At 41.1% G+C, this 21,579-nt stretch carries 25 protein-coding genes; 12 read left to right on the forward strand and 13 right to left on the reverse strand.

The window, feature by feature from the left end; translation table 11 throughout:
* Positions 1–6 precede the first annotated feature (6 nt).
* From E3E24_RS01460 to E3E24_RS01470, 3 genes are all read right to left on the reverse strand, one after another.
* Complete coding sequence (locus E3E24_RS01460; protein WP_167886500.1) at positions 7–498, reverse strand: Lrp/AsnC family transcriptional regulator; 492 nt, start codon at positions 496–498, stop codon at positions 7–9.
* 33 nt (positions 499–531) lie between these two features.
* The gene (upp, locus tag E3E24_RS01465; protein WP_167886321.1) at positions 532–1,209 is read right to left on the reverse strand and encodes a uracil phosphoribosyltransferase; all 678 of its coding nucleotides are present in this window, start codon (positions 1,207–1,209) and stop codon (positions 532–534) included.
* Positions 1,210–1,284: 75 nt separating this feature from the next.
* Positions 1,285–1,656: a cupin domain-containing protein gene (locus tag E3E24_RS01470; protein ID WP_167886322.1), complete on the reverse strand. Its 372-nt coding sequence runs from the start codon at positions 1,654–1,656 to the stop codon at positions 1,285–1,287.
* Between the two features lie 56 nt (positions 1,657–1,712).
* On the opposite strand from E3E24_RS01470, the gene E3E24_RS01475 reads away from it, so the two are divergent.
* From E3E24_RS01475 to E3E24_RS01490, 4 genes are all read left to right on the forward strand, one after another.
* Positions 1,713–3,377 carry a metallophosphoesterase gene (locus E3E24_RS01475; RefSeq protein WP_167886501.1) on the forward strand — a complete coding sequence of 555 codons (1,665 nt, stop codon included), beginning with the start codon at positions 1,713–1,715 and terminating at the stop codon, positions 3,375–3,377.
* Between the two features lie 85 nt (positions 3,378–3,462).
* Positions 3,463–3,627, forward strand: a complete 165-nt coding sequence (locus E3E24_RS01480) for a hypothetical protein (RefSeq protein WP_167886323.1) — start codon at positions 3,463–3,465, stop codon at positions 3,625–3,627.
* Between the two features lie 171 nt (positions 3,628–3,798).
* Positions 3,799–4,968: an inorganic phosphate transporter gene (locus tag E3E24_RS01485; protein ID WP_167886502.1), complete on the forward strand. Its 1,170-nt coding sequence runs from the start codon at positions 3,799–3,801 to the stop codon at positions 4,966–4,968.
* A gap of 1 nt (position 4,969) precedes the next feature.
* Positions 4,970–5,644 carry a TIGR00153 family protein gene (locus tag E3E24_RS01490; RefSeq protein WP_167886324.1) on the forward strand — a complete coding sequence of 225 codons (675 nt, stop codon included), beginning with the start codon at positions 4,970–4,972 and terminating at the stop codon, positions 5,642–5,644.
* Between the two features lie 12 nt (positions 5,645–5,656).
* Here the strand turns inward: E3E24_RS01490 and E3E24_RS01495 are convergent, their stop codons facing one another.
* Positions 5,657–5,884, reverse strand: coding sequence for an Lrp/AsnC family transcriptional regulator (locus tag E3E24_RS01495; protein WP_010884736.1), 228 nt, complete (start codon positions 5,882–5,884; stop codon positions 5,657–5,659).
* Between the two features lie 166 nt (positions 5,885–6,050).
* Here E3E24_RS01495 and E3E24_RS01500 point away from each other — a divergent pair, with 166 nt between their 5' ends.
* Positions 6,051–6,701 (forward strand): serine/threonine protein kinase, encoded by a 651-nt coding sequence (locus E3E24_RS01500; RefSeq protein ID WP_167886325.1) that lies wholly within the window; start codon positions 6,051–6,053, stop codon positions 6,699–6,701.
* Here the strand turns inward: E3E24_RS01500 and E3E24_RS01505 are convergent.
* On the reverse strand, positions 6,678–6,995 hold the full coding sequence (locus E3E24_RS01505) for a hypothetical protein (protein WP_167886326.1): 318 nt from the start codon (positions 6,993–6,995) through the stop codon (positions 6,678–6,680). The two genes, E3E24_RS01500 and E3E24_RS01505, sit on opposite strands and share 24 nt — an antisense overlap.
* 73 nt (positions 6,996–7,068) lie before the next feature.
* On the opposite strand from E3E24_RS01505, the gene E3E24_RS01510 reads away from it, so the two are divergent.
* On the forward strand, positions 7,069–8,967 hold the full coding sequence (locus tag E3E24_RS01510) for a S9 family peptidase (protein ID WP_167886327.1): 1,899 nt from the start codon (positions 7,069–7,071) through the stop codon (positions 8,965–8,967).
* 2 nt (positions 8,968–8,969) lie between these two features.
* Here E3E24_RS01510 and E3E24_RS01515 read toward each other — a convergent pair whose 3' ends face one another.
* Positions 8,970–9,800 (reverse strand): methyltransferase domain-containing protein, encoded by an 831-nt coding sequence (locus tag E3E24_RS01515; RefSeq protein ID WP_167915607.1) that lies wholly within the window; start codon positions 9,798–9,800, stop codon positions 8,970–8,972.
* Between the two features lie 274 nt (positions 9,801–10,074).
* Between E3E24_RS01515 and E3E24_RS01520 the strand changes: the two genes are divergently transcribed.
* The gene (locus E3E24_RS01520; RefSeq protein WP_206205295.1) at positions 10,075–11,190 is read left to right on the forward strand and encodes a hypothetical protein; all 1,116 of its coding nucleotides are present in this window, start codon (positions 10,075–10,077) and stop codon (positions 11,188–11,190) included.
* Between the two features lie 31 nt (positions 11,191–11,221).
* On the opposite strand, the gene E3E24_RS01525 is transcribed toward E3E24_RS01520, so the two are convergent.
* Together E3E24_RS01525 and E3E24_RS01530 are read right to left on the reverse strand one after the other, a co-directional pair.
* Entirely contained in the window at positions 11,222–12,157 is a 936-nt protein-coding gene (locus tag E3E24_RS01525; RefSeq protein ID WP_167886329.1) for a dipeptidase, read from the reverse strand.
* 63 nt (positions 12,158–12,220) lie between these two features.
* A complete protein-coding gene (locus E3E24_RS01530; protein WP_167915511.1) occupies positions 12,221–13,279 on the reverse strand; it encodes a hypothetical protein in 1,059 nt (352 codons plus the stop codon).
* 73 nt (positions 13,280–13,352) lie between these two features.
* Between E3E24_RS01530 and E3E24_RS01535 the strand changes: the two genes are divergently transcribed.
* The 4 genes from E3E24_RS01535 to E3E24_RS01550 all read left to right on the forward strand — a co-directional run bounded on the left by E3E24_RS01535 (position 13,353) and on the right by E3E24_RS01550 (position 16,104).
* The gene (locus E3E24_RS01535) at positions 13,353–13,895 is read left to right on the forward strand and encodes a DUF531 domain-containing protein (RefSeq protein WP_167886331.1); all 543 of its coding nucleotides are present in this window, start codon (positions 13,353–13,355) and stop codon (positions 13,893–13,895) included.
* Entirely contained in the window at positions 13,880–14,353 is a 474-nt protein-coding gene (locus E3E24_RS01540; protein ID WP_167915512.1) for a signal peptidase I, read from the forward strand. The genes E3E24_RS01535 and E3E24_RS01540 overlap by 16 nt, the downstream gene beginning before the upstream one ends.
* 160 nt (positions 14,354–14,513) lie before the next feature.
* Positions 14,514–15,263: a biotin/lipoate A/B protein ligase family protein gene (locus E3E24_RS01545; protein ID WP_167915513.1), complete on the forward strand. Its 750-nt coding sequence runs from the start codon at positions 14,514–14,516 to the stop codon at positions 15,261–15,263.
* A gap of 13 nt (positions 15,264–15,276) precedes the next feature.
* Entirely contained in the window at positions 15,277–16,104 is an 828-nt protein-coding gene (locus E3E24_RS01550) for a radical SAM protein (RefSeq protein ID WP_167915514.1), read from the forward strand.
* A gap of 3 nt (positions 16,105–16,107) precedes the next feature.
* Here E3E24_RS01550 and E3E24_RS01555 read toward each other — a convergent pair whose 3' ends face one another.
* Positions 16,108–16,710, reverse strand: coding sequence for a class I SAM-dependent methyltransferase (locus E3E24_RS01555; protein ID WP_167915515.1), 603 nt, complete (start codon positions 16,708–16,710; stop codon positions 16,108–16,110).
* Positions 16,711–16,768: 58 nt separating this feature from the next.
* Between E3E24_RS01555 and E3E24_RS01560 the strand changes: the two genes are divergently transcribed.
* Positions 16,769–17,404, forward strand: coding sequence for a hypothetical protein (locus tag E3E24_RS01560; protein ID WP_167915609.1), 636 nt, complete (start codon positions 16,769–16,771; stop codon positions 17,402–17,404).
* Here the strand turns inward: E3E24_RS01560 and E3E24_RS01565 are convergent.
* From E3E24_RS01565 to arcC, 4 genes are all read right to left on the reverse strand, one after another.
* Positions 17,401–17,700, reverse strand: a complete 300-nt coding sequence (locus E3E24_RS01565) for a DUF2103 domain-containing protein (protein WP_167915516.1) — start codon at positions 17,698–17,700, stop codon at positions 17,401–17,403. The genes E3E24_RS01560 and E3E24_RS01565 overlap by 4 nt on opposite strands.
* Before the next feature lie 2 nt (positions 17,701–17,702).
* The gene (gene arcS / locus E3E24_RS01570; RefSeq protein WP_167915517.1) at positions 17,703–19,412 is read right to left on the reverse strand and encodes an archaeosine synthase subunit alpha; all 1,710 of its coding nucleotides are present in this window, start codon (positions 19,410–19,412) and stop codon (positions 17,703–17,705) included.
* A 3-nt stretch (positions 19,413–19,415) separates the two neighbouring features.
* On the reverse strand, positions 19,416–20,318 hold the full coding sequence (locus tag E3E24_RS01575; protein ID WP_167915518.1) for a coiled-coil protein: 903 nt from the start codon (positions 20,316–20,318) through the stop codon (positions 19,416–19,418).
* A 240-nt stretch (positions 20,319–20,558) separates the two neighbouring features.
* Positions 20,559–21,509: a carbamate kinase gene (gene arcC, locus E3E24_RS01580; protein ID WP_167886341.1), complete on the reverse strand. Its 951-nt coding sequence runs from the start codon at positions 21,507–21,509 to the stop codon at positions 20,559–20,561.
* Between the last annotated feature and the right edge of the window lie 70 nt (positions 21,510–21,579).

Genomic DNA, 21,579 nt, shown 5'->3' on the forward strand with positions numbered 1-21,579 from the left:
ATTGCACTACCTTCTCCTTCTTGACTTCCTCTCCTTATACAAAACAACCCCACTTTCTTTAAAAGCATCTATGATAACTGATACTCTGGACCTTCTCATATTCTTTCCAAGGTATTCGGAAGAAAGACTTTTCACGAACTCTTTAAGCTGAGAAACATCCCTAAAGTTAGCCATTATTAAAATTTGGAACTCTCCAGTTTTTCTGTAAACTCCAACAACATTGTCAAGCTGACTTATGTTGTACAGCATTCTGTCAACAGCTTCATTATCAACGAGAAGCTCAACTTCAATTATTGCCTGAACGAACTCATTCAAAAAAGTAGGATCAACTATTGCAGAATACCCTTTAATAGCGCCAAGTTTTTCAAGTTTTTCAATTCTGTTCTTTATACTTGCCGGCGAAAGCCCGACTTTCCTTCCCAACTCTGTCAACGTAGCCCTGCCATTTTTTCGAAGCTCTCTGAGAATTTCTTCGTCTTTTTCATCTATGCCTACCATTTTCACCCAAACAAAATAGAAAGAGAAGGGTTATTATTTTTTCGCTATTTTAATTGGTGCACCAAAAGCCCTATCTCCAGCATCTCCAAGTCCTGGGAGAATGTAGCCGTGGTCATTCAGCTCCCTGTCAATCTTTGCCACGAAAATTTCTACTTCTGGATGCGCTTCCTTAATTCTGCTTATCCCCTCTGGTGCTGCTAAAACTCCAAGAACTATAATCCTCTTTGGAGTCCCATACTTCTTAACTTCCTCGATGACCTTTAGCAGTGTTGAGCCGGTTGCAATCATTGGGTCTGCAATTATTACAGTGTCTTGAGGCTTAATCTCTGGAATCTTAACGTAGTTCATCTCTATCTCAAACCTTGGCGCTTTTCCCCTTGATGCAGAAACTATGCCAACCCTTGCATGCTCGAGAACTTTTATCAATCCCTCCATCAGCGGAATTGCAGCTCTTAGAACCGTAACAATTACAACGTTCTTCCTGTCTTTGACAACTATGCCCTCTGTCTTCTCCAACGGTGTTTCAATTTCAACAGTTTCAACGTCCATTGTTTTTGTTAGCTCATAACCCATGTACCTGCCGAGCTTTACTAAGCCTTTTCTGAACTCTATTGCACCAGTATTCTTGTCTCTGAGCTCTGTAAGGATTTCCATCAAAAATGGTGAGTCCTCAAAGGAATAAACACCTTTCCATCTCTCATCAGCTATCATTAAAAGCCCGCTTTGAGCTTGGAATTTACGATTTAAAAATGTTGCGGAGAAGAAGAGAAAGTTTAAAAGAATATGTCAATCTCCCCTCTCCTCTGGAGGAATGCTCTTCTCAGTTACAGGGATTATGCAGAGAAACTCAAAGGTCTCCGAATCTGGATTCTCATATCCGTGGGGTTCATTTGGAGGTATATACAGAAAGCTGCCCGGAACAACTTTTACTGTCTTTCTACCGTTTGTTATGTAACCTTCGCCTTTGACTACAAATATTTCATGCTCCCATGGATGCTGGTGAATAGGTATCTTTCCACCTTTCTTAATTACAAAATACCTCATTGCAAAGTTCTTTACCCCAACTTTTGGAGAAACGAGCCATCTAATTGTTGTTTTCTCAACCCCTCCTATTGTAACTTCCTTTTCTTCAACATCAAAATAATGCCCAACGAACATTTCTGTCACCCAAAGGTCTTTAAGTTTTGAACTACTTAGGGTTTTTGGTGAAAAACATGAGAAAGCTTTTCGTGCTGCTTTTAATAGGGCTGATCATCTTCTCAGCAGGATGCACGCAGAAAGGGGCAACTCCAACAGAGACTACCCAAACTGCAACCCAAGAAAAGCCAAGTGAGACACAAATAACAACTTCCACACCAACACAGACTCAAGCTCAAGGAATTAACTTCAAAGAGTACAAGCGTGGAGAAATAATCAGGAATTGGTGGAAGCTTTTTGATACAAGTGTAGTTTATGTCAGTAAGGGATATGAAGACTTGGCGAAGCACTACTTTCCAAATGCTCAAATAAAACCTGCAAGTGAGTTTGAGAACGGAATTGCAATTTTGAGTCCAAAAGACGCCCGCGAGCTTTTGAGAGGAAAGCCAATGCTGATTACAATCAACGACTATTTCGGCTATGTCCTTTACAAAGTTGGATACAAGTTCGTTGGACAGGATATAGGAATGATTGTGGCATACAAAGAAGACAACAGAGACAGACTAATCTTTACAGGTAATGGAAAAGCTGGAATAGGTGCTGCATTGGAGTATGCCTTCGAAATTAAAGAAGGGAAAAGAGAGCCAAAGGCAACATATATTTTGAGAAGAGGAGACTTTGAAGGTGTTGTGCTGAAAGAAATCGGTGACAACAACTGGGATGGAATTCCAGAAAACGACGAATACTGGATAATTAACGAGATTTACTTTAAGGAGCCGTTTATTTACAACTGGCGCATTGTTAATGGGGAGAATGTAACAGTTAGAGGTGGATTTATCAGATATGTCAACGGCTCAAGGGTTTACATTCACGCTCTGGGCTTTAATGTGAGTGTTGAAGTTAAAAACGGGAATGGAGCAGAGATAACCTACATTGTTGAAAACGTGAATCCAAACATTATGGAGATCCCAGAGAATGCAGAAACCGGAAACACTTGGATTAAGCTTACAACAAATAAGGAACACTTTGTAATCCAAGCAAAGAATCTTGAGAACTTCACTTTCTTAGCTTTTGGTGATCACAGGCCCGGAAGTGGAAAAAAAGTTCCAGAGATATTCTTAAAAGTTAGAGATGCCATGAACAATGACAACGGAGTGTTCATAATTGACGGAGGAGATTTAGTTTATTCTGGAAAAGTTGAAGAATGGGCAGAGCTACTTAAAGCTTGGAAATTCGACAAGCCCGTTTTCATCTCAGTAGGCAACCACGAGTATCAAGGAGAAGGAATCAACATATACCACAAATACTTTGGGCCAACAGATTATTCGTTTACCCTTGGAAACTACTACTTCATTTTCATGAACAACGTTGAAAAAGGCTACTCCTTGAGTGCTTCACAGTGGAAATGGCTCGAGAATGAGCTTGAAAAAGCAAAGAAACTCAACAAAAGGCCAATAATTGTTATGCATACACCCCCAGTTGATCCAAGACCTGGAGGCGATCATTCAATGAAACCGAGCGAGGGAGAGAAACTACTCAACCTAATGAAAGAATACAATGCCTTTGGAATATTCAGCCATATTCACATCTATTGGTACGGAGAAAAGAACGGAGTCTACTTTGTAGTAACTGGTGGAGGAGGAGCTCCGCCATATGCTAAACCTGACGAGGGAGGATTCTACCATTATGTCAAGATTTCTGTGGATGGAGGAATCCAAGTTGAGCCTATAAAGGTCAGCTGATCCTTCTTTTATTCTTATATTATTCTTTTATTAACGAAAAGTTCTTAAAGTCATAATGCAGAAAGACAATTGAGGGGGTGAGAACATGCAACCTCCAAAGAAAAAGAAAGTTGAAGAAATAGAAGAGGAAGAGTTCTTTGAGGAAGAGGAATTTGAGGATTGGGAAGAGGACTGGGAAGAAGAGTGGGAAGAGGAAGAATGGGAGGAGGATTGGGAAGAGGAGGAAGAGTGGGAAGAAGAGGAATGGTGAACTTTTATTTTTGCATCTTTTCTATATAGTCTATATAGATGACGTTATATAGCTATATTCTATTTCGACAAGCTATTTATATTCTCCAGCTGACGGTTTCTTGGGTGGTGATAAGTGCTTGAAGCTCTTACAGATCCATGGCTCTTTATCACAATTACTGTTGGTCTTTTCATGGCTTGGGCAATAGGAGCAAATGATGCTGCAAATTCCATGAGCACTGCTGTTGGAGCTGGAGCAATAACTCCAAAGCAGGCAGTCATAATTGCTGGTATTTTAGAGTTCACTGGAGCTTATTTCTTTGGAAAGAGCGTTACAGAAACTATAAGAAAAGGTATAATTGACCTCTCTCAAATAACAGAGCCAACTGTTCTAATCTACGGTTCGATAGCAGCTTTACTTGCCGCAGCTTTGTGGCTCCTAATAGCAACCAAATTTGGGTTGCCAGTATCAACAACACACTCTATCATTGGTGGAATAGTTGGATATGGGATTGTGTATGCAGGTCTGGGGATAGTCAACTGGGGCAAGATGGCTCAAGTGGTTGCCAGCTGGATTCTTTCGCCAGTTTTTGGAGCAATAATGGCATTTGTAGTCTTTAAAGCAATCTCAAAGACAATTTTGCAAAGCGGAGATCCAGTAAAAAGTGCCAAAAACCACTCTCCAGTCTGGATTGGGTTAGCGTTCGTTGTGATTGGCTCAATGTTCTATATAAAAGTTCTTCATGGAAAATCCTTGCTGATAGCACTGGTAAAGTTTGGAATTCCAGCAGGATTTGTAGCATTTCTCATAAGTTTTGTGGTTTTAAGACGGAATTTCAAATCTGATGATCCATATATTGGAGTTGAGATGATATTTAAGAAAGTCCAAGTTCTAACATCGGCTTATGTTGCTCTATCCCACGGAGCCAATGACGTTGCCAACGCAATCGGTCCAGTGGCAGCGGTTTATGCTGTCGCCACAATGGGGCTAGCTGGAATAAAGGTTCCAGTGCCGAGATGGATTCTGGCAATGGGTGGTTTAGGAATTGCAATTGGTGTCGCTACATATGGTTACAAGGTCATGGAAACTGTTGGGAAGAAAATCACAGAGCTGACAAACACAAGAGGATTCAGCATTGACTTCTCAGCAGCAACTGTCGTTTTAATTGCATCATGGCTTGGACTCCCAATTTCAACTACACACACAGTAGTTGGAGCGGTCATTGGTGTAGGGTTGGCAAGAGGAGTAAAAGCAATAAACAAGGACATTGTTAAAGATATAATAATTTCATGGTTTGTAACTGTGCCAATAGCCGCTATTGTCAGCGGGATAATATTTAAGATTTTGATGGTGGTGGGATGAGATGCAAGTTTGGACTAAGCTCTTTGCGAAAAGCCCATTTAAGCCTTTAATAAAACACGCTGAAGTCGTGTTAGATACTGTGGAAACTCTTGAGAGAGCCCTTGAGCTGTGGTATGATAAAAAATATGACGAAATGGAAAAAGTAGCGATTGAAGTTGACAACTTGGAAGATATTGCTGATAGAATTAAGGAAGAGATTAGAGACAGCTTAACGACAAAGCTCTTCATGCCAGTAAACAGAAATGACATTCTTGAGTACCTCCACATGCAGGATAAAATAGCAGATGCTGCTGAAGACACTGCAAAATGGCTGCTCATAAAGAGGCCCAAAGAGATTCCAGAAGAAATCAAAGAAATTATCTTGAAGATGGGGAAGGAAAGCATTAAAGCTGCAAAGCTCGTTCACAAAGCAATAGTCCAGATGGACACTGTAATTGAGAGCGGTTTTAGTGAAAAAGAGATTGAGAAGGGATATGAACTGATAAAGGAGATAGAGAGTGTTGAGAGCAAAATAGATGGACTTGATACGAAGCTCATGAAACTGGTTTTTGAGAACGAAGATAAACTCAGCTGGGGAGATGGGTTTTACATCTTAAACATAGCGAGAACGCTTAGCAACATCTCAGATAAGGCTAAGGACTCAGCTGAGAGAATAAGGCTTATGATGAACAAATGAAGAAGGAAAGCATCAGATTGCAATCATTGTTGATGTCATCTGTATTTCGGGCATTTTTCTTATTTTTTCTGTTATAAACTGGTCTAAGTCCTTGAGTGTGTCTGTCTCAACTTTAACGATTAAATCGTACTCTCCGTAAACTACATAAGCCTCTTTAACTTCGGGCATGGCCAAAAGTTTCTCCATAACTTCCCTTTCCTTTCCTGCTGCTGTAACCATCAAAATAAATGCTGTCACCATGTTTACCACCAATTTATAGTATTGTTTCTGAGATATTTAAGACTATCGGAAATGTGAATACAAATTAATGAATCGTGTCAAAATTTAGCTGAACTCTTTAAAGACAGTGCTAAATTAGGTCCAAAAATATATATTCCAAGCCCGGCCATAAAAAATGGGGAGTATCATGATTGAGCATTTGATCAGCAGAGAAAAACTAGAGCAGTTCAAGAGATTCATGAGAGAAAAGGGCATAGAAGAGCTAACCTTTTATTCAAAGGGAATCACAAGCCTAGTTTTTCTTGGAAAATTCCAAGGGAAGAAGGTTATTGTGAAGCTTGAGAGAGAAGATACTCCACGCAAAAATTTCAAACGAGAGGCAGAGATCTTGAAATTGCTCGAAGGACATAGTATAACTCCAGAACTTATAAACTATGGGATCTTTGAAGGAAAGGAGTACTTAGTGAGAGAGTTTGCTGAGGGAGAACCTCTGCTGTATGCAGATGTTGAAAAACACCATTTAATCGAAATTGCAAAAAAGACTCATAAACTCGATGTTCTTGGTATAGATCATGGGCAGATTCAAGGGGGAAAGCATATTATAATTGGGGAAGCTGTGTGGATAATTGACTTTGAAAAAGCCAGCACGAGGAGAAAGCCCAAGAACTTAACATCTGCCATGGCAATGCTGTTTTTGAATGAAAATGTTATATCAAAGAGAATTCGAGAGAAATTTGAGATAAATAAGGAATTCTTAGCAGAATTAAGAAAAGCTTTAAGGGAATATAAAGAAAGCAAAAATGTCAAAAAGATTTTAACTCTTATTTCCAGCCTTTAATCTGTCAACGCCATATATTGCTAGAGGAATTACGACAGCCATTGCAATTAATCCTATTCTCGGATCTGAAAAATACTCAAAAGCCAATATTACGAGAACTGTTAATCCCATCATTAAGAATAAATCCTTGTCAAACAGCCTTGACTTAGCCAAGATGTTCTGTTCCCTTGCTATATATGCTAGATAAAATGGAATCCCCAATGCTGCGATGACAATTCCAGCATATGTTCTCAAGATTACCGAAACTATAAGACCAATGAATAGAATTAAACCAATTCTGTATTCTACCTTCATATTTTTTCACCCCGCAAAAAATGGTTAAACTTTAAATACTTTTAAAGATTCCCTAAATATAGGTGGTAACGTTATGAGTAAAATCGAATGGAACGAAAATACATTTGCAAAGTTTTCCTATTTGAGCGATGTAAGGATTTCCAAAGACGGAAAGCAGATAGCGTATGTTCTGACAAAAGCAAACCTCAAAGACAATAAATATGATAACACAATCGTCATTGAAGACCTTGAAAGTGGAGTTAGAAAGTTTGTAGAGAATGCATCAATGCCCCGCTTCTCTCCAAGCGGGACAAAGATGAGCTTTGTAAGACCTAATGAAGAGAAAAAGACAAGCGAGCTATGGCTTGTTGATTTAAGGTCAATGAGTGCCAAGAAGCTCATGGAGGTTAAGAATATTCTCAACGTGAGCTGGAGCGACGATGATAGGCGTTTGCTAATTACCGGCTTCAAGAGGAGAGAAGATGAGGACTTTATATTTGAAGATGATGTTCCAGTGTGGTTTGACAGCAAGGGCTTCTTCGATGGCGAAAAAACAACTTTCTGGATTTATGACACTGAAGGGGAAGAGATTTTAGACGAGTTCACAACTGATAAATTCTCCTCTGGAATTTGGCATGGGAAGGAGATAATCTACAACGTTCCTCACAGAGAGGACAACAAGCCTCAGTTCTTTAAGTTCTACGACATCTACCGCTATAAAGATGGAGAGAGGGAAAAGATATTCGAAAAAGTTTCATTTGCAGCAATTGACTCCAATGGAAAAGGAGTTTTGCTCATAGGAAAGCCAAAAAAGGAAAAAATCAGTGAGCATGATTACCTCTATCTTTGGAATGGCAAAGAAGTTAAGCCATTGACAGAGCGCTTCATTTACAACAACTGGGGTGGAAAGCTCGATGCTAAAGGAAATGTTTACTTCCTAAGTCCCAAAGAGGGGAGAGTTTCATTATATAAGCTTAGTGGAGACGAGCTGATTCCAATAGTTGATGAGAACGCTTGGGTCATGGGGTTTGATGTGAGCGATGATGGTAAGGTCGTTCTTCTAAAGCAGACAGACACAAAGCTCAGCGAAGTGTTCCTCTGGGATGGAAAGCTCAAACAAATAACTGATTACAATGGCCCAATTTTAGCGAAGCTCAAAACGAGACCAATAAAGCACTTCCGCTTTAAGTCCCTTGATTTGGAGCTTGATGGATGGTACATCAAGCCTGACATTAAAGAAGGTGAAAAAGCTCCAGTCATAGTCTTCGTTCACGGCGGTCCAAAGGGGATGTACGGCTATTACTTCAAATACGAAATGCAGTTAATGGCTGACAAAGGCTACTACATAGTTTTCGTCAACCCAAGAGGAAGTAACGGTTACGATGAAGATTTTGCCTTGAGAGTTCTCGAAAGAACGGGCTTAGAAGACTTTCAAGACATAATGAATGGAATTGAAGAGTTCTTTAAACTTGAGCCTCAAGCTGACAAAGAGAGAGTAGGAATAACCGGAATAAGCTACGGAGGCTTTATGACGAACTGGGCACTAACACAGAGTGACTTGTTCAAAGCTGGAATTAGCGAGAACGGCATAAGCTACTGGTTGACAAGCTATGCCTTCTCCGACATAGGCTTGTGGTTCGACAAGGAAGTTATCGGCGACAATCCACTTGAAAATGAGAACTACAAAAAGTTAAGTCCACTATTCTATGCAGAGAACGTTAAAGCCCCAATACTTATCATCCACAGTCTCGAGGACTACCGCTGTCCGCTCGATCAGAGCGTTATGTTTTACCACGTGCTCAAGGACTTAGGAAAAGAAGCTTACATTGCAATCTTCAAGAGAGGCGCGCATGGGCACAGCATAAGAGGCTCACCAAGACACAGAGCAAAGAGATACAAACTCTTCATGGAATTCTTCGAAAGAAAACTAAAGAAATACGAAGAAGGCTTCGACATCGAGAAGATACTGAAGGAAGAGAAGGGAGAGAATTGATATCACCCAAATTTCCTCCCAACAACCCCTAAAGCCTCTTCCACTCTTTTAACATTTTTAAAGCCAACTTTCCTCAATCTTTCCATAACCCCCCTCTGCAGGTCTTTTCTCCTAAATTTCTTTCCGGGGTTGCCGACATAGTGGAAAATCCTCCCCCCGGGCTTAAGGACTCTGAAGAGTTCAGCATAAAACTCCTCGCTGTAAAGCTCACCAGCCAATGAAAATCGCGGCGGGTCGTGGATAATCACATCAAAGGTTTCATCTTTAAACTTTTTGATAACCTCAAAAACATCTCCTTGAATTACTTGAATGTTTTGAGAGTGAAAGACCTCATAGCTCCAAGGATTTAGCTTAGCAAGCTCAATAACGTTTGGGTCTTTTTCTACAGTTATCACATAAGCTCCTCTCTTTGCGCTCTCTATTGCTGTGTAACCCAATCCCATGCACGTGTCAAAAACAAATTCACCTTCTTTTGGCTCAACGGTCTTAACCTTAGCCCTTGTATCCCAGAGAGGGTTCGTATCTTTGGTGCGGTGCATTCTTATTCCGTTAATCTCTATCGTTGGCGGGATCGTTGGAACAAGCTTGTAGAAGTGCTCACCAGCAATGGCAGCTTTAAAAACATGTCCATTCTTCACGAAATAAACTGTGCCATCGTCTTTTGCTATCTTCTCGATGATTTCCTTCTCAACTTCACTCTCATCGGGAAAAATTATCTTATCCTCCTCAACTTTTACAACAAAAGTTCTGTTTGTTTTTCTCAAATCGAGGTTTAACCTAACCTCACCCCTTGAGAGCAGAACCCTACGTGCCTCTCTAAATGTTAAAAAAATAGGCTTGAAACTCAGGCTTCAAGTTAATCACCTTAGAAAAACAAAAGAGAGAAAGTTTAAAAATCCACCGTTCTCCCGTCCTGTATCGGAGTATATCACTCCAACACAGGGCGGGTCATCACGGCGACGCTTGAGCCCCCTCACCGCAGAAGCTCAACCCCCGTTGCCAGGGGCATCATCACCCTACGGTTCTCGGAAACCCAAGCCCACCAGCATTTGATACTCCAGAAAACTTTATAAATTTTTCGGGGAATATACCCCTATAGGTGAAAGGATGTCTGAATACGTAACCCTCACGATTCCTCTCTCAGCAAGTGGTGAAAAAGCGAGGAGAATTTACTTTACATCTTGGTTCTCAAAATTAGTTGCCCACAGGCTTTTGAGCCTTGTAAAACAGAGCCCACCCCTTGTGGATTTTCACGAGAGAAAGTTTCAAACTATCGCAAGAAAACAGGCGAGGGATATCCTCCCCAACAGGAGGTATATTGATGGAATGGCGAAGCTCGTTTACTCTACACTTCAGTCAGCGAAAAAGCTTGGGGTGGATATTCAAAAGCTTGAGCTTTCGGATTGGCTTTTATTCCAGTGTGAGGGTGAGAAGGACAAGAAGGGGAATCAAAACATTCGTCTCTACAAGGACAAGGTGGAAGTGCTCACTTTTGATTACTCCAAGAATCCTGAGAGGATAATGCTTGATATAAAGTTTCCGAGAGGGTACAGGATGGTTCTTGATAGGGTTGTGGAGCTTTCGGTGAGTGGAGAACTCGCGTACCCGGCAAGAGTTATTGTGAGAGAAGCAAACTTTTACCCTCACAGCATGCATGTTTTTGGAGAAATTCAAGTCATGATTCGTCTTGACTTTTACCATGAAGTCATGAAGCGATTCGAGAGCCCTTTGGGTGATAATGTTGGTGGAATTGATGTAAATACTGATAGAATAAACCTTGCTGTCGTGAACAGGAGTGGTGAACTCCTCGACACGTACACGGTCTGGTTTTCTGAAATTACGGCAAGAGGTTTTCCGAAGAAAAAGGCATGGAGTCTGCTTGGCGAGAGTATTCATAAGGTTTTGAAGTATGCGTATTATCACGGTGTTTCAACCATTGCTCTTGAAAATCCAAAAGTGCTTGGCTACTTGAAGTATTACTGGATTAGGAACGGTGAACGGTGTGGGAAGGATTATAATTACAAGGTTGCCACGTTCAGGAATTCAGTAATTGAGAAGATTGTATACAAAGCCCCTCTGTATGGGTTTGATGTAGTTTTCGTGAATCCCGCTGGAACTTCTACCGGAACAAAAGCCTTGCAGAGGAAATTAGGACTAGACAAGCACACAACATCAGCATACCTCATAGCCCTCAGAGGACTGAAGCGAAAGAAAACAAAATAACACACAAAAACACAAACAATAAATTCCGCCCCTAACCAACAACCCTTTCAAAAACCCTCTCGAAGTTCTTGAAAGCTATTGCTTCAACTTCCTTTTTGCTGAACTTCTCATTCAGCTTTTCTAAAAGCGCTGGGATTTTGCTCTCATCCTCAAATCCTTCAATGGTGTCTCCTTTCCAGCCTTTCAGATAATACACAAAGTCAAAACCTAGACCCACGTGCTGATAGCCAGCTAAATCAACCATGTAAGCAATGTGCTCAACATATTTATCAAGCGTCGGCTTTTCTTTGTCAACAAAGCTTGGAATCGCCACAGCCCCGATGACTCCACCTCTCTCAGCTATCGCCTTAATCTGCTCATCTGTTAAATTCCTCTTATTGTCGCAGAGAGCTTTTGCATTTGAATGCGAAGCTATAACTGGAAAGGCTGTCGTTTCAAGGGCATCCCAGAAGCCCTTCTCGTTTATGTGGCTTAGATCGATCACTATTCCAAGCTCCTCGGCTTTTCCAAGAACTTCAACTCCAAAGTTAGTCAAACCACCGTTAGTTCTCTCAAAGACACCATCCCCTATTGCATTTCTTAAGCTCCATGTTAATGTTAGAACCCTCAATCCAAGCTCGTAAAATATTTCAAGCAAGTCCAAGCTGTCCTCTATTGGCTCTCCACCCTCCAAGCCAAGCCATAGAGCAACCCTACCGTTTTTTATGGCATTTCTCATCTCTTCAACAGTGGTTACAACTGCAAACTTTTCGCTTTCAAGGACATCTTTGTAGAGCTGGTTTATAACCTCAAGCCCATACCTCAAAGCTTGATGCCTTCTATCTGGTCTCGTCCAAACTGCCATAACACGAGCTTTTATGTACTCCCCAAAGAACTTCTCGAATTCATTGTCAAGAACCCTGCTTTTCCCTTCTTTTCGCATATCATAGACATAAGTGGGCAAATCAGAATGTGCATCAAAGATCATGCTACCACCAAGAGAAGAACGAGTTTAGAGTATTTAACGTTTACAGCATTGCTCCAATTTCTATTAACTCTTGAAGGGCTTTCTCTTTAACCTCCCCATCTGGAATTGCTTCAACAACTCTCTGTATGCATCTTCCAGTTCTTTTTCTCTAGCAAGCTCAAGAGCAATAGCCTTTAATGCCTCACTTTTCTTTTTAATGTCTGCAATCTTGCTCGCAAATACTAAAGCCTCTCTAATGCTACCCAGTTCTGTGAGCAGAGTTGCAATATATCCTATACCATCTTGAGAAAAATCAACAGCGTTCATTTTCTCCAAGACTTCCCTGATTAACTGTTTATATTCAGAAGTTTCAACCCTCTTCATCCAAAGGGCAACTTCTAAGAGTCCAATAATCTGCTCCTCCCCTCTGAATAAATTTGTAATTTTGGCAATTGCATAGTTATATCTTCCTTCCAATAGGGCTTTCCGTAATTCAGGACTTCCCGTTTTCTTCATGGTCTTTGCAAGGGCAATTTTCTTCTCAAGCACGGCTGCTTTAATGTTCACGTGAAGCTTGTCAAATAAATCATAAGCCCTCTCATAAAAAGACAGAGCATCATTAGAATGCAAAGAATCCCCAGTTGCTTCCAAAAGCTCACCAAGCTTGATTAAGTAGTCAGTCTTTTGAGTGTAATCCATCTTAGACCTAATCAATGTGTCAAAAGCAACATCAAATGCTTCCAATGCACTATCTACAAACCCGGATATGGCCATATAATAAGAAGTTTTTCCAAGAGCGATAACCCTTTTCCCGCTGTCTTCTATGTCCAACGCTTCATCAAGAGCTTTCTCAAAAAGCTTAACCCCTTTCTCCTTATCACCAATTGTTAAATAAGTGGATGCAATACTGCTCAGAGCAACGACTCTATCAAAGGGATCTTTAATCTTCTTCGCAAAATATTCAGCATCTTCCATGAGTTCTAAAGCAAGAGAAACATCTGAAAATTTTTCATAAATATCAAGAGCAATTAAACTGAGTGCACGGACTTTCTCTAAATTGTCATCAAGTTCGCTGACTTTTAGCAAGGCATCTTCATACAGACCTTTCTCTATAAGGACTAAAATATCGTCTATTGTAGTCATGATACTTATATTTTCCCTAAATCCTTATAAAACCTTTGTCTAATAACTTTGCCTAGTGCCAGTGGTGATAAAAATGCTCACCTTAGCGCTATACAACTCATATGATCCTAAGAGAATCCATGAGGCACATTTAAGGGCAATTGCTAGGGCAGCTCCAATTTGCTATGCATTCGATTTTCACTTAGCTCTAATTGGATTCCCATTCGATGATAAGCCACTTGACTTGGCAGAGAGAATATCCGAAAATACAACAATTGGAGAAGGAGGAAAATATCTTCTTGAACTTGCTAAGAAAAATAAGTTTCATCTGTTAGAATTTCCAAAAAGAGGATTTCCACCCCAGTTTGGCAATATAATAGCAACAACCAGAAAGCCCAATGAGGATAAAGAAATAACAGCCATAGAAGTTGCTAAAAGAGCCCTAAAAGGAGAGAGCTTTATGTTGATTGTCGGCTTGGGAAGACACGGACTTCCAAAGGAAATCTTTAAGTTAGCTGAGTACCACTTGGACATAACAGATGGCAAAAGAATAAGCTTAGAAACATGCACTGCTATAGGAGCAATACCTACTAAAATTAGGACTTTAATGGAGGCGCTAAAATGGATGAGAAGATAAAAAACTGGAAAAATGACCTTGCGTTCATTATAATCTCACTAATTGTCGTATTTGCAATACACAACGGGCTAAAAATAGTCCTGCACACCGATTCGCCCCTTGTCATCGTTGTAAGCGGTTCAATGGAGCCCGTGTTTTATAGGGGCGATGTCGTGCTTCTCAAAGGGGTTAAGCCAGAGGATATAAAAATCGGCGATGTAGTTGTCTACAAAAGGCCATACACTAAGTATCCTATAATCCACAGAGTTAGGGCAATTGAAAAGCTTGTGCTGAACGGTAAGGAAGAGCTTTGTTTTGTTACTTGGGGAGACAACAACCCTGCACCTGATCCGTATCCATATGGTGGAGAAATCCTACCATGTGTTCCACAAGAGGCTGTTGAGGCAAAAGCTCTACTCGTCTTTCCAAAGATTGGTCTGATCCCGCTGGAAATCAGAGAAAGGCTGGGCTTAACTTGAATATCCCGGGATGATGTGAGGGTAGGTAGCTGAACTGTGATGACCTAATCGGCCCCTGACCGCTCAGTGGTGACCGCTTTCATCACCCTTCAGAAGGGCTTAGGCGTCATCATCGCACACCTTTTTAAGCTCTCAATTCTTTTTAATCTTTGGTGATATTATGAGGTTCATCCCATTGATTATTGCCCGCCCTGAAGTTCAAATGGCAATTGATGAAGCAATCTTAAGAGCGAGAATTGAGGGTAAAGTCGAAGATACAGTCAGATTGTATGTTTTCAAGCCAAGCTCAATAACCATTGGGAGGTTTCAGAGCATTAAGCATGATGTTAACTTAGAGAAATGCCAAGAGCTTAACATTCCGGTTGTGAGGAGGATAACCGGCGGAGGGAGCGTTTTCCACGACGCCTATGGGGAGATAACCTACAGCGTTGTAGTTGGTGAGGATTTACATCCAGATTTAAGAGATATATACAAAAGCTATCGCTTGCTAGCTTCTCCCTTAGTTGAAGCTTTGAAGGAACTTGGCATTAAGGCTGAGTTTTCTGGACTGAATGACATCATAGCAAATGGAAAGAAAATCAGCGGTTCTGCTCAAACGAGAAGGAAGGGAGTAATTCTACAGCATGGAACTTTTATGTATGCAACGAGGCTTGATATTCTGGCCTCAGTGCTAAAGGTCTCAAAGAAAAAGCTTGCCGATAAAGGAGTGAAGAGCATCTGGGAGAGGGTTACAACACTTGAGAGAGAAGGGATAAAGCTCAGCAGAAGCGATGCTTATGAGCTTTTAAAGGAGAAGTTCTTTGAAGAGTTTCCACTTGAAGAGGGTCAACTTACAGATTATGAGCTTGAACTCGCTGAAAAACTGATTGAAGAGCGCTATGGGAGAGATGAGTGGAACTTTATGAAATAAAGAGGTATGTCCCATGAGAAAGCTCAAGATTTACATCCCCGGAATTAAATTCCCCTCAATTTCACTCACCGGGAACTATTGCTCATTGAACTGCGCTCACTGCGGGAGACATTACTTAGAGGGAATGCTGAAGGTTACCCGCTCATCTTTAGTTGAATACTGCAAAAGCCTCGAAAGGGAAGGCTGTGTGGGTTGTCTCCTCAGCGGAGGACTTGATAATCGGTTAAAAGTTCCGCTTGACAAGTTTGCTGAAGAAATAAAAGCCATCAAGAGAGAAACTAAGCTGAAGCTCAATGCTCACGTTGGTTTCATTGATGAAAAAGATTTAGAGTGGATTAAATACGTTGATGCAGTATCTCTGGATTTTGTCGGGGCTGATGAAGTGATAAAAAGAGTATACAAAATTGACAAAACTGTCAAAGATTATCTCAAAATTTTAGACATCTTAACAGAAAACGGCGTTAGAGTTGCACCGCATATAACCATTGGGCTCGATTTTGGAAAAATTTGGTGGGAGTATAAAGCAATAGACATGCTCGTTGAGTATCCAATAGATGTCCTCGTTTTGGACGTGCTGATTCCAACAAAGGGAAGTGAGATGGAGAATGTTAAAAAGCCAAGCGTTGAAGAGAGCTTGAAAGTTGTCAGATATGCAAGAGAAAGGTTTGATGGAGAGCTGAGCATCGGCTGCATGCGCCCCCTTGGAAAATGGCGTTTAGAGTTCGACAAAGGTGCAATTTTAGCTGGGGTGGATAGAATAACGAATCCCCCAAGAAAAGTCATTGAATGGGCCAAAACCATAAGAGATGTTGAAATAATCTACGAATGTTGTGTGATGTAAGCTCTACTCCCTTTTCCTAGCCACAATCAGCCGCACTATCCCTTTGTAATAGCTCTCCTCAAGCTCAACATCAAAAAACTCTCTAATGAGCTCATGAGTATTCCTCAAGGTGTCATCCCCCAAGATAGGATACAGAATGAGCTTCATCGGAAGCAGAAAGAATAAATTTATCAGCTTTGAATCACTTTTCGTATGCTCAATGAATATCACCCTACCATCGGGCTTTAAAACTCTCCTAATCTCTTTCATTGCTTTTTTGGGATTTTTAACTGTGCAGAACACAAAGGAGGAAACCACAGTGTCAAAACTCTCTGAAGAAAATTTCAAATTTTCAACTTCCATTATATAGAACTTAGCGGTAATTCCCAACTTTTCAGCTTTCTCCTCGGCGATTTTCAGCATTTCAGGTGTTCCATCAACGGCATAGAGTTCAACGTTCCTCGGATAATATTTGAGCGTCTTTCCTGTCCCTATGCCGATTTCAAGAACCTTCCCTCTGGCAAAACTTAAAGCTTTCCTCCTTAGTGGGCAGAAAAATCTGTCAAGAGGCTTCTCTAACAGCTCATACCACCTTGCAATCCTAGCGTATTTTCTCCGATAGCTCATGAAAATAAGTGGGCATAGGCTTTTAAAAGAGTCTCCCTAATTTTCAGCGGTGAGTGAAATGGTGTATTTGGTTATCGAGCACCTTGAGGAGATAAGCGAGTGGCTCTGGCTCGAATACAAGCATGTAAGCGAGTGGTGGAAGGATAAGCTGATTTTCACCAATGTTAGAGAAGATGAAAGAGAAAAGCTCGCAAAATTGGGAAGCGTTATTACAGAGAGCGTTACAAAGTTTCCTTTTGATAGGTCAAAGATAATAGTCCTTGACCTGCAAGCTAAGGAAGAGCTTAAGCCCGAAGATATAGAGGAGGATACAATAATTGTTGTCGGAGGAATTCTAGGGGATGCCGTGCCGAGAGGGAGGACAAAGGAGTTCATAACTTCGAAGATGGAAGGTGTAAAAGTTAGGCACATTGGAAAGCCGCAGTACTCTATAGACGGTGCAGCGATAGTTGCAAAGCTGATTGCTGATGGCAAACGCTTGGAGGAAATAGAGTATGAAGAAAATCCAACGATAAAGCTCGATGAATTCAGTGAGATTACTTTGCATTATGCCGTCCCAAAGCTGAATGGAAAGCTTTTGCTTACGCCGGGATTAATTGAGTTGCAGAAGAGGGAGCTTGGATATTTTGATTCTGATGAGGAAATTAGCGACGAAGAGCTTGAGGAGTTCTTTGAAGGGAAGAGAGAGCTTTAAGATTTCTTCCACTTTTCACTAATCCTCTCTATCTCTCTCCTAACTCGCTCCCTATCAGCTTTATCAACAACCAAGAAGATTTCCTGAACACTGCCGTCACTCTTCGCTAAAAGCTTTAATCCTGTCAGCGTTTCTCTAACAACCTTAATCTCGAAGCCTCGCGAATCGCTGGCATAAATCCTCCCCGGAATTACTTTCTTAACTCCCTCTATCTCCGCAATCTCTTCAAGAGCCGGCAGAATGCCTTTGAGGAGATGATGTTCAAGCTTGACGCCTTTTTTGATGTGCTTGGGCATCTCTAAGCCCTCTTCTTAACTTTAACGGCAACTCCACGCTTAGCTTTAATCATCTCTTCCCCGCTTAGAACAGCTTTTCCAACGGCAACAACTTGCTCATCTCTCACAACAGCAACTAAATCATCCGGTCTTATTTTACTATCAGCCTCATTCACACCAACAGCAAATACATCTCCCCTTAAATCGAAGTCAATCCTAACATAATAGCTCTTTGTCGCCTCGTAAATGCGTTGCATTCCGTAAGGGGTTACGCTTATTACGCCATCTTGGAAAGTTCCGGTTTGCTTGCCTTCGACGAAAATCCTCAGCATCCTTGAGCCCTTAATTTGGGCGTCATCTGGAAGAACAGCACCTCCAGCTCCAATACCAAAGTAGAAGTCAAAGATTTTCCTAATGTTCTCATAGAAGCGATAAGTTCTATCTTCTTTTCCAGCCTTTAAATCTAAGCCGAGCTCTTCAAGAGTCTTCTTCAAAGCATTTAGACTTTCTCTTGACGTTGTGCCATTTTTAACGGGGACAAAAATTATTTCCTTTCCGCTCATTTCGCTTGCTCTTTTTGCAATCTCGACATAAGCCTCATCGAGGTGAGCAACTATTGGAATATCCGGATACTTCTCAAGGGTTTTCGCCAAAAGCTCTGCTGCCGAGCTTATCTCCTCCTCACTCCAATGCCCAGTGACTACGATATCATACTTAGCCAGCCACTCCCACTCCCTTGGAACAACACCGAAAGGAGAAGTTAGAATAAGCTCGTGAATCTTATAAATCCCAGAGCCTAAAGCTTCTTGCAGAGCTTTTCTATAGAGAGTGTGGCTCCTTGATCTCGAATAAGGCTTTTTAGCTGAGCATGGGAACAAAAGCAAAAGCTCAGCTTTTGGGGGAACAAACCTTTCTATTACTCTCTGGTGCCACCTTTTAACTTCGGGTCTGTTTTGAGAAGCATCGCTAATGAAATAGACAGTATCTTTCTGAATTGGCGTGTACTTTTCGAGATAGTCGCTATGCTCTTTATCAGCTATCCTCAAAATTCCTGCATGGCTCTGAGTGTAGAAGAAGTTCTCAACTAAATACCTCAGCTTGCCTTCTTCAAGGGCTCTCCTCACGAGGGAGAGAACCTTCTGGGCAAACTCCAAAGAGTTCTCTCCCTCTTCCCAGAGCAGAGGTGAATACATAGTGAAAGCTTTTTTGTGAAAATCATACAGCTTTAGAGAGCGCGTATCGAATGCATCAACGCCAAGATAAACGGCCAAAGGATAAAAGAAGGGCTCCAGATCGGTGATTATCATTAAATTGGGGTCTTTTTCCCTAATCATTCTCAAGGTCTGCACAAATCTGCGATAATCTTTAACTAAAACCTTTGAATTGCCCAAATAGAGGGCATCAAAGCTGTTGTTAGCTAGAATTTCATCAAGAAATCTCTCAAGCTTTTCAACGTCTCTAATCGCTGGGAGGTAAAAAGCATTGAAGTTTGAGTAATCAATGTTAGTTAAACGGGAAAACGCTTTTTCCACAATCTCGCTCGGCGTGTAGAAGCTTATCGGTATGGAAGGGGCTAAGTTGAAGTCATATTCAGAAAAGTCTTTCGGATAGAAGTAGGAATTGAAGGGAGATAAGGTAAAGTCTACATTCACCAAAGCAGGAGTCCTGAAAGATTTATCCTTTAACCTAACTAACCCCAGCCTTCCAGGGCCTTCATGTTTGAGGATCTCCATGAATCACACCAGGTTGTATCTCTGCAACAGCAGAATTTCATCCAGCGTAAGCTTTTCACCGCGCTTGAACTTCTCCAGTGCCTCAACAGCTTTCTCAAATGTTGCATCTCTCTTTGCCCTCATCCTTGCAACAAGCTTGTAAGCAATTAATTCCTTGTGCTTCTCGTCGTATTCCATGATCTTCCTCTCAATCTCACGGAGCTGTCTCCTGACTTCTCTTATTTTCTCCCTAAGCTCGATAACTTTCTGGTGATATTCATCTGCTTCCTTCTTTATCTCATCTGCTTGCTGGTATGCTTTAATCATCTGCTCATGGAACTGCTGGCTTTGGTTTGCCAGCTTTTGAATCTCCAAGCTTATTGCTCTTCTTGCCTTCTTCAAGCTCTCGACTTTCTTTCTGGCCTCCTGAAGCCTCTGGTGGAATCTCTCTGCCTGCTGGATTATCTCAAGCTCCGTCGCTAAAACCTGAATCTGATCAACAATCTGCTTTTCCCTCTCAGGAGTTATGTTTGGATTTGTCTGAAGCTCCCATTCAAGCTTCTCAATTCTCTCTTCAATTTTCTCCTTTGGCATTCTAAGTCTTCTCAGCTGATTATATTCATCCCTCTTTGTCCTATACTCAAGGATCTCCTGATAAAGAAGGTCAAGCTTTGCATTGATCTCTTCTCTGTTCTTTTTGAGCTCTTGTATTTGCTTGTTTACTTCATCTCTCTTTTGCTTATATTCTCTAGCCTTTTGTCTAAGCTGCTTAACTTCATTATTCTTTTCATCTCTTTTCTGTATCCAAATATTCAACTCCTTTTGAAGCTCCTCAAGCTTGGCTTGAATTTCTCTCTTCTCTTTTTCAAGAGCTTCAATCTCTGCTTTTATTCTCTTAATTTCTTCTGGATCCACTTTTACTTGCATAGTATCTTCCCCTTCCCCAATTTTAGAATAGTTACCCATTCTCTCACCCTTATTTAAGCCTCGCTATGTGAAAAAGTAAGAAGTAAATAAAAACTTTTTGGCTCTAAATGGGGAGTTTATAAATTTTGGTTAATCCAAAACTGCTAGAGTAAGGTTTATTTTACGTTATTTATGCTGAGCTTTCCATTGTTAAAGAATAAGCGGAAGTAATGCTTTAAAAAGTTAAAAGCGCTAAAAAGCTCACTCTTTGACAACTTGGGTTCCAGTTTTGCCCTCCAATGCTTCAACTGCTTTATCAAGTGCAGCAATGACAGCTCTTTCACCGCCCCACTCTACAAATCTTATAGCCGCTAAAACCTTAGGCCCCATGCTGCCCTTCTTAAAGTGCCCCTCTGCATAATACTTCTTGAGCTCCTCAACAGTAACTTTATGGAGCCATTTTTCATTCGGCTTTCCATAGTTTATTGCCGCTCCATTCACATCTGTGAGGATCATGAAGATATCGGCATTAACAACCTCAGCCAGCTTTTCTCCAGCCAAATCCTTATCAATAACAGCCTCAACACCTTTGAGCTGCCCATTTTCCTCTATTACGGGAATTCCACCACCACCAGAAGCAATCACAATAAAGCCTTTCTCGACCAAATCTCTGATTATGTCCTTCTCAATTATATCCTTGGGATCTGGTGATGGAACAACCCTTCTCCACCCTCTACCGGCATCTTCTACAATAACCCATCCCTTCTCTTTGGCAAGCTTTTTGGCTGTTTCCTCATCGTAGAATGGTCCAACTGGCTTAGAGGGGTTTTGAAAAGCTGGATCGTTTTTATCAACTAAAACTTGAGTCACAACTGTTGCAACAGGCTTGTAAATTCCCCTCCGCTTGAGCTCGTTTGTTATAGCCTGCTGTATCATATAACCTATCTGCCCTTGAGTCATTGCCCCAGCAACGTCCATCGGCTGAGCCGGAATTCCATAAAGTTGTTGCCCAGCATCCATGTGCAGAAGAAGAGCTCCAACCTGAGGGCCATTTCCATGGGTGATTACAACCTCATAATCGTTGTCAAGAATTATATCAACAATCTGCTTTGCAGTTTTCCTCACATTTTCCATCTGTTCCTCATAAGTCCCATTTTGACCTCTCTGGAGAATAGCGTTTCCACCCAATGCAATGACAACTCTCTTCCTCATGACACTCACCTCTGAATGGATTTTTCACAAATATTTGATAAAAGACTTTCTTAGTGATAAAATGTTTTAT

Origin of the sequence: Thermococcus sp. LS2 (genome assembly GCF_012027375.1) — an archaeon.
Taxonomy (GTDB): domain Archaea; phylum Methanobacteriota_B; class Thermococci; order Thermococcales; family Thermococcaceae; genus Thermococcus_B.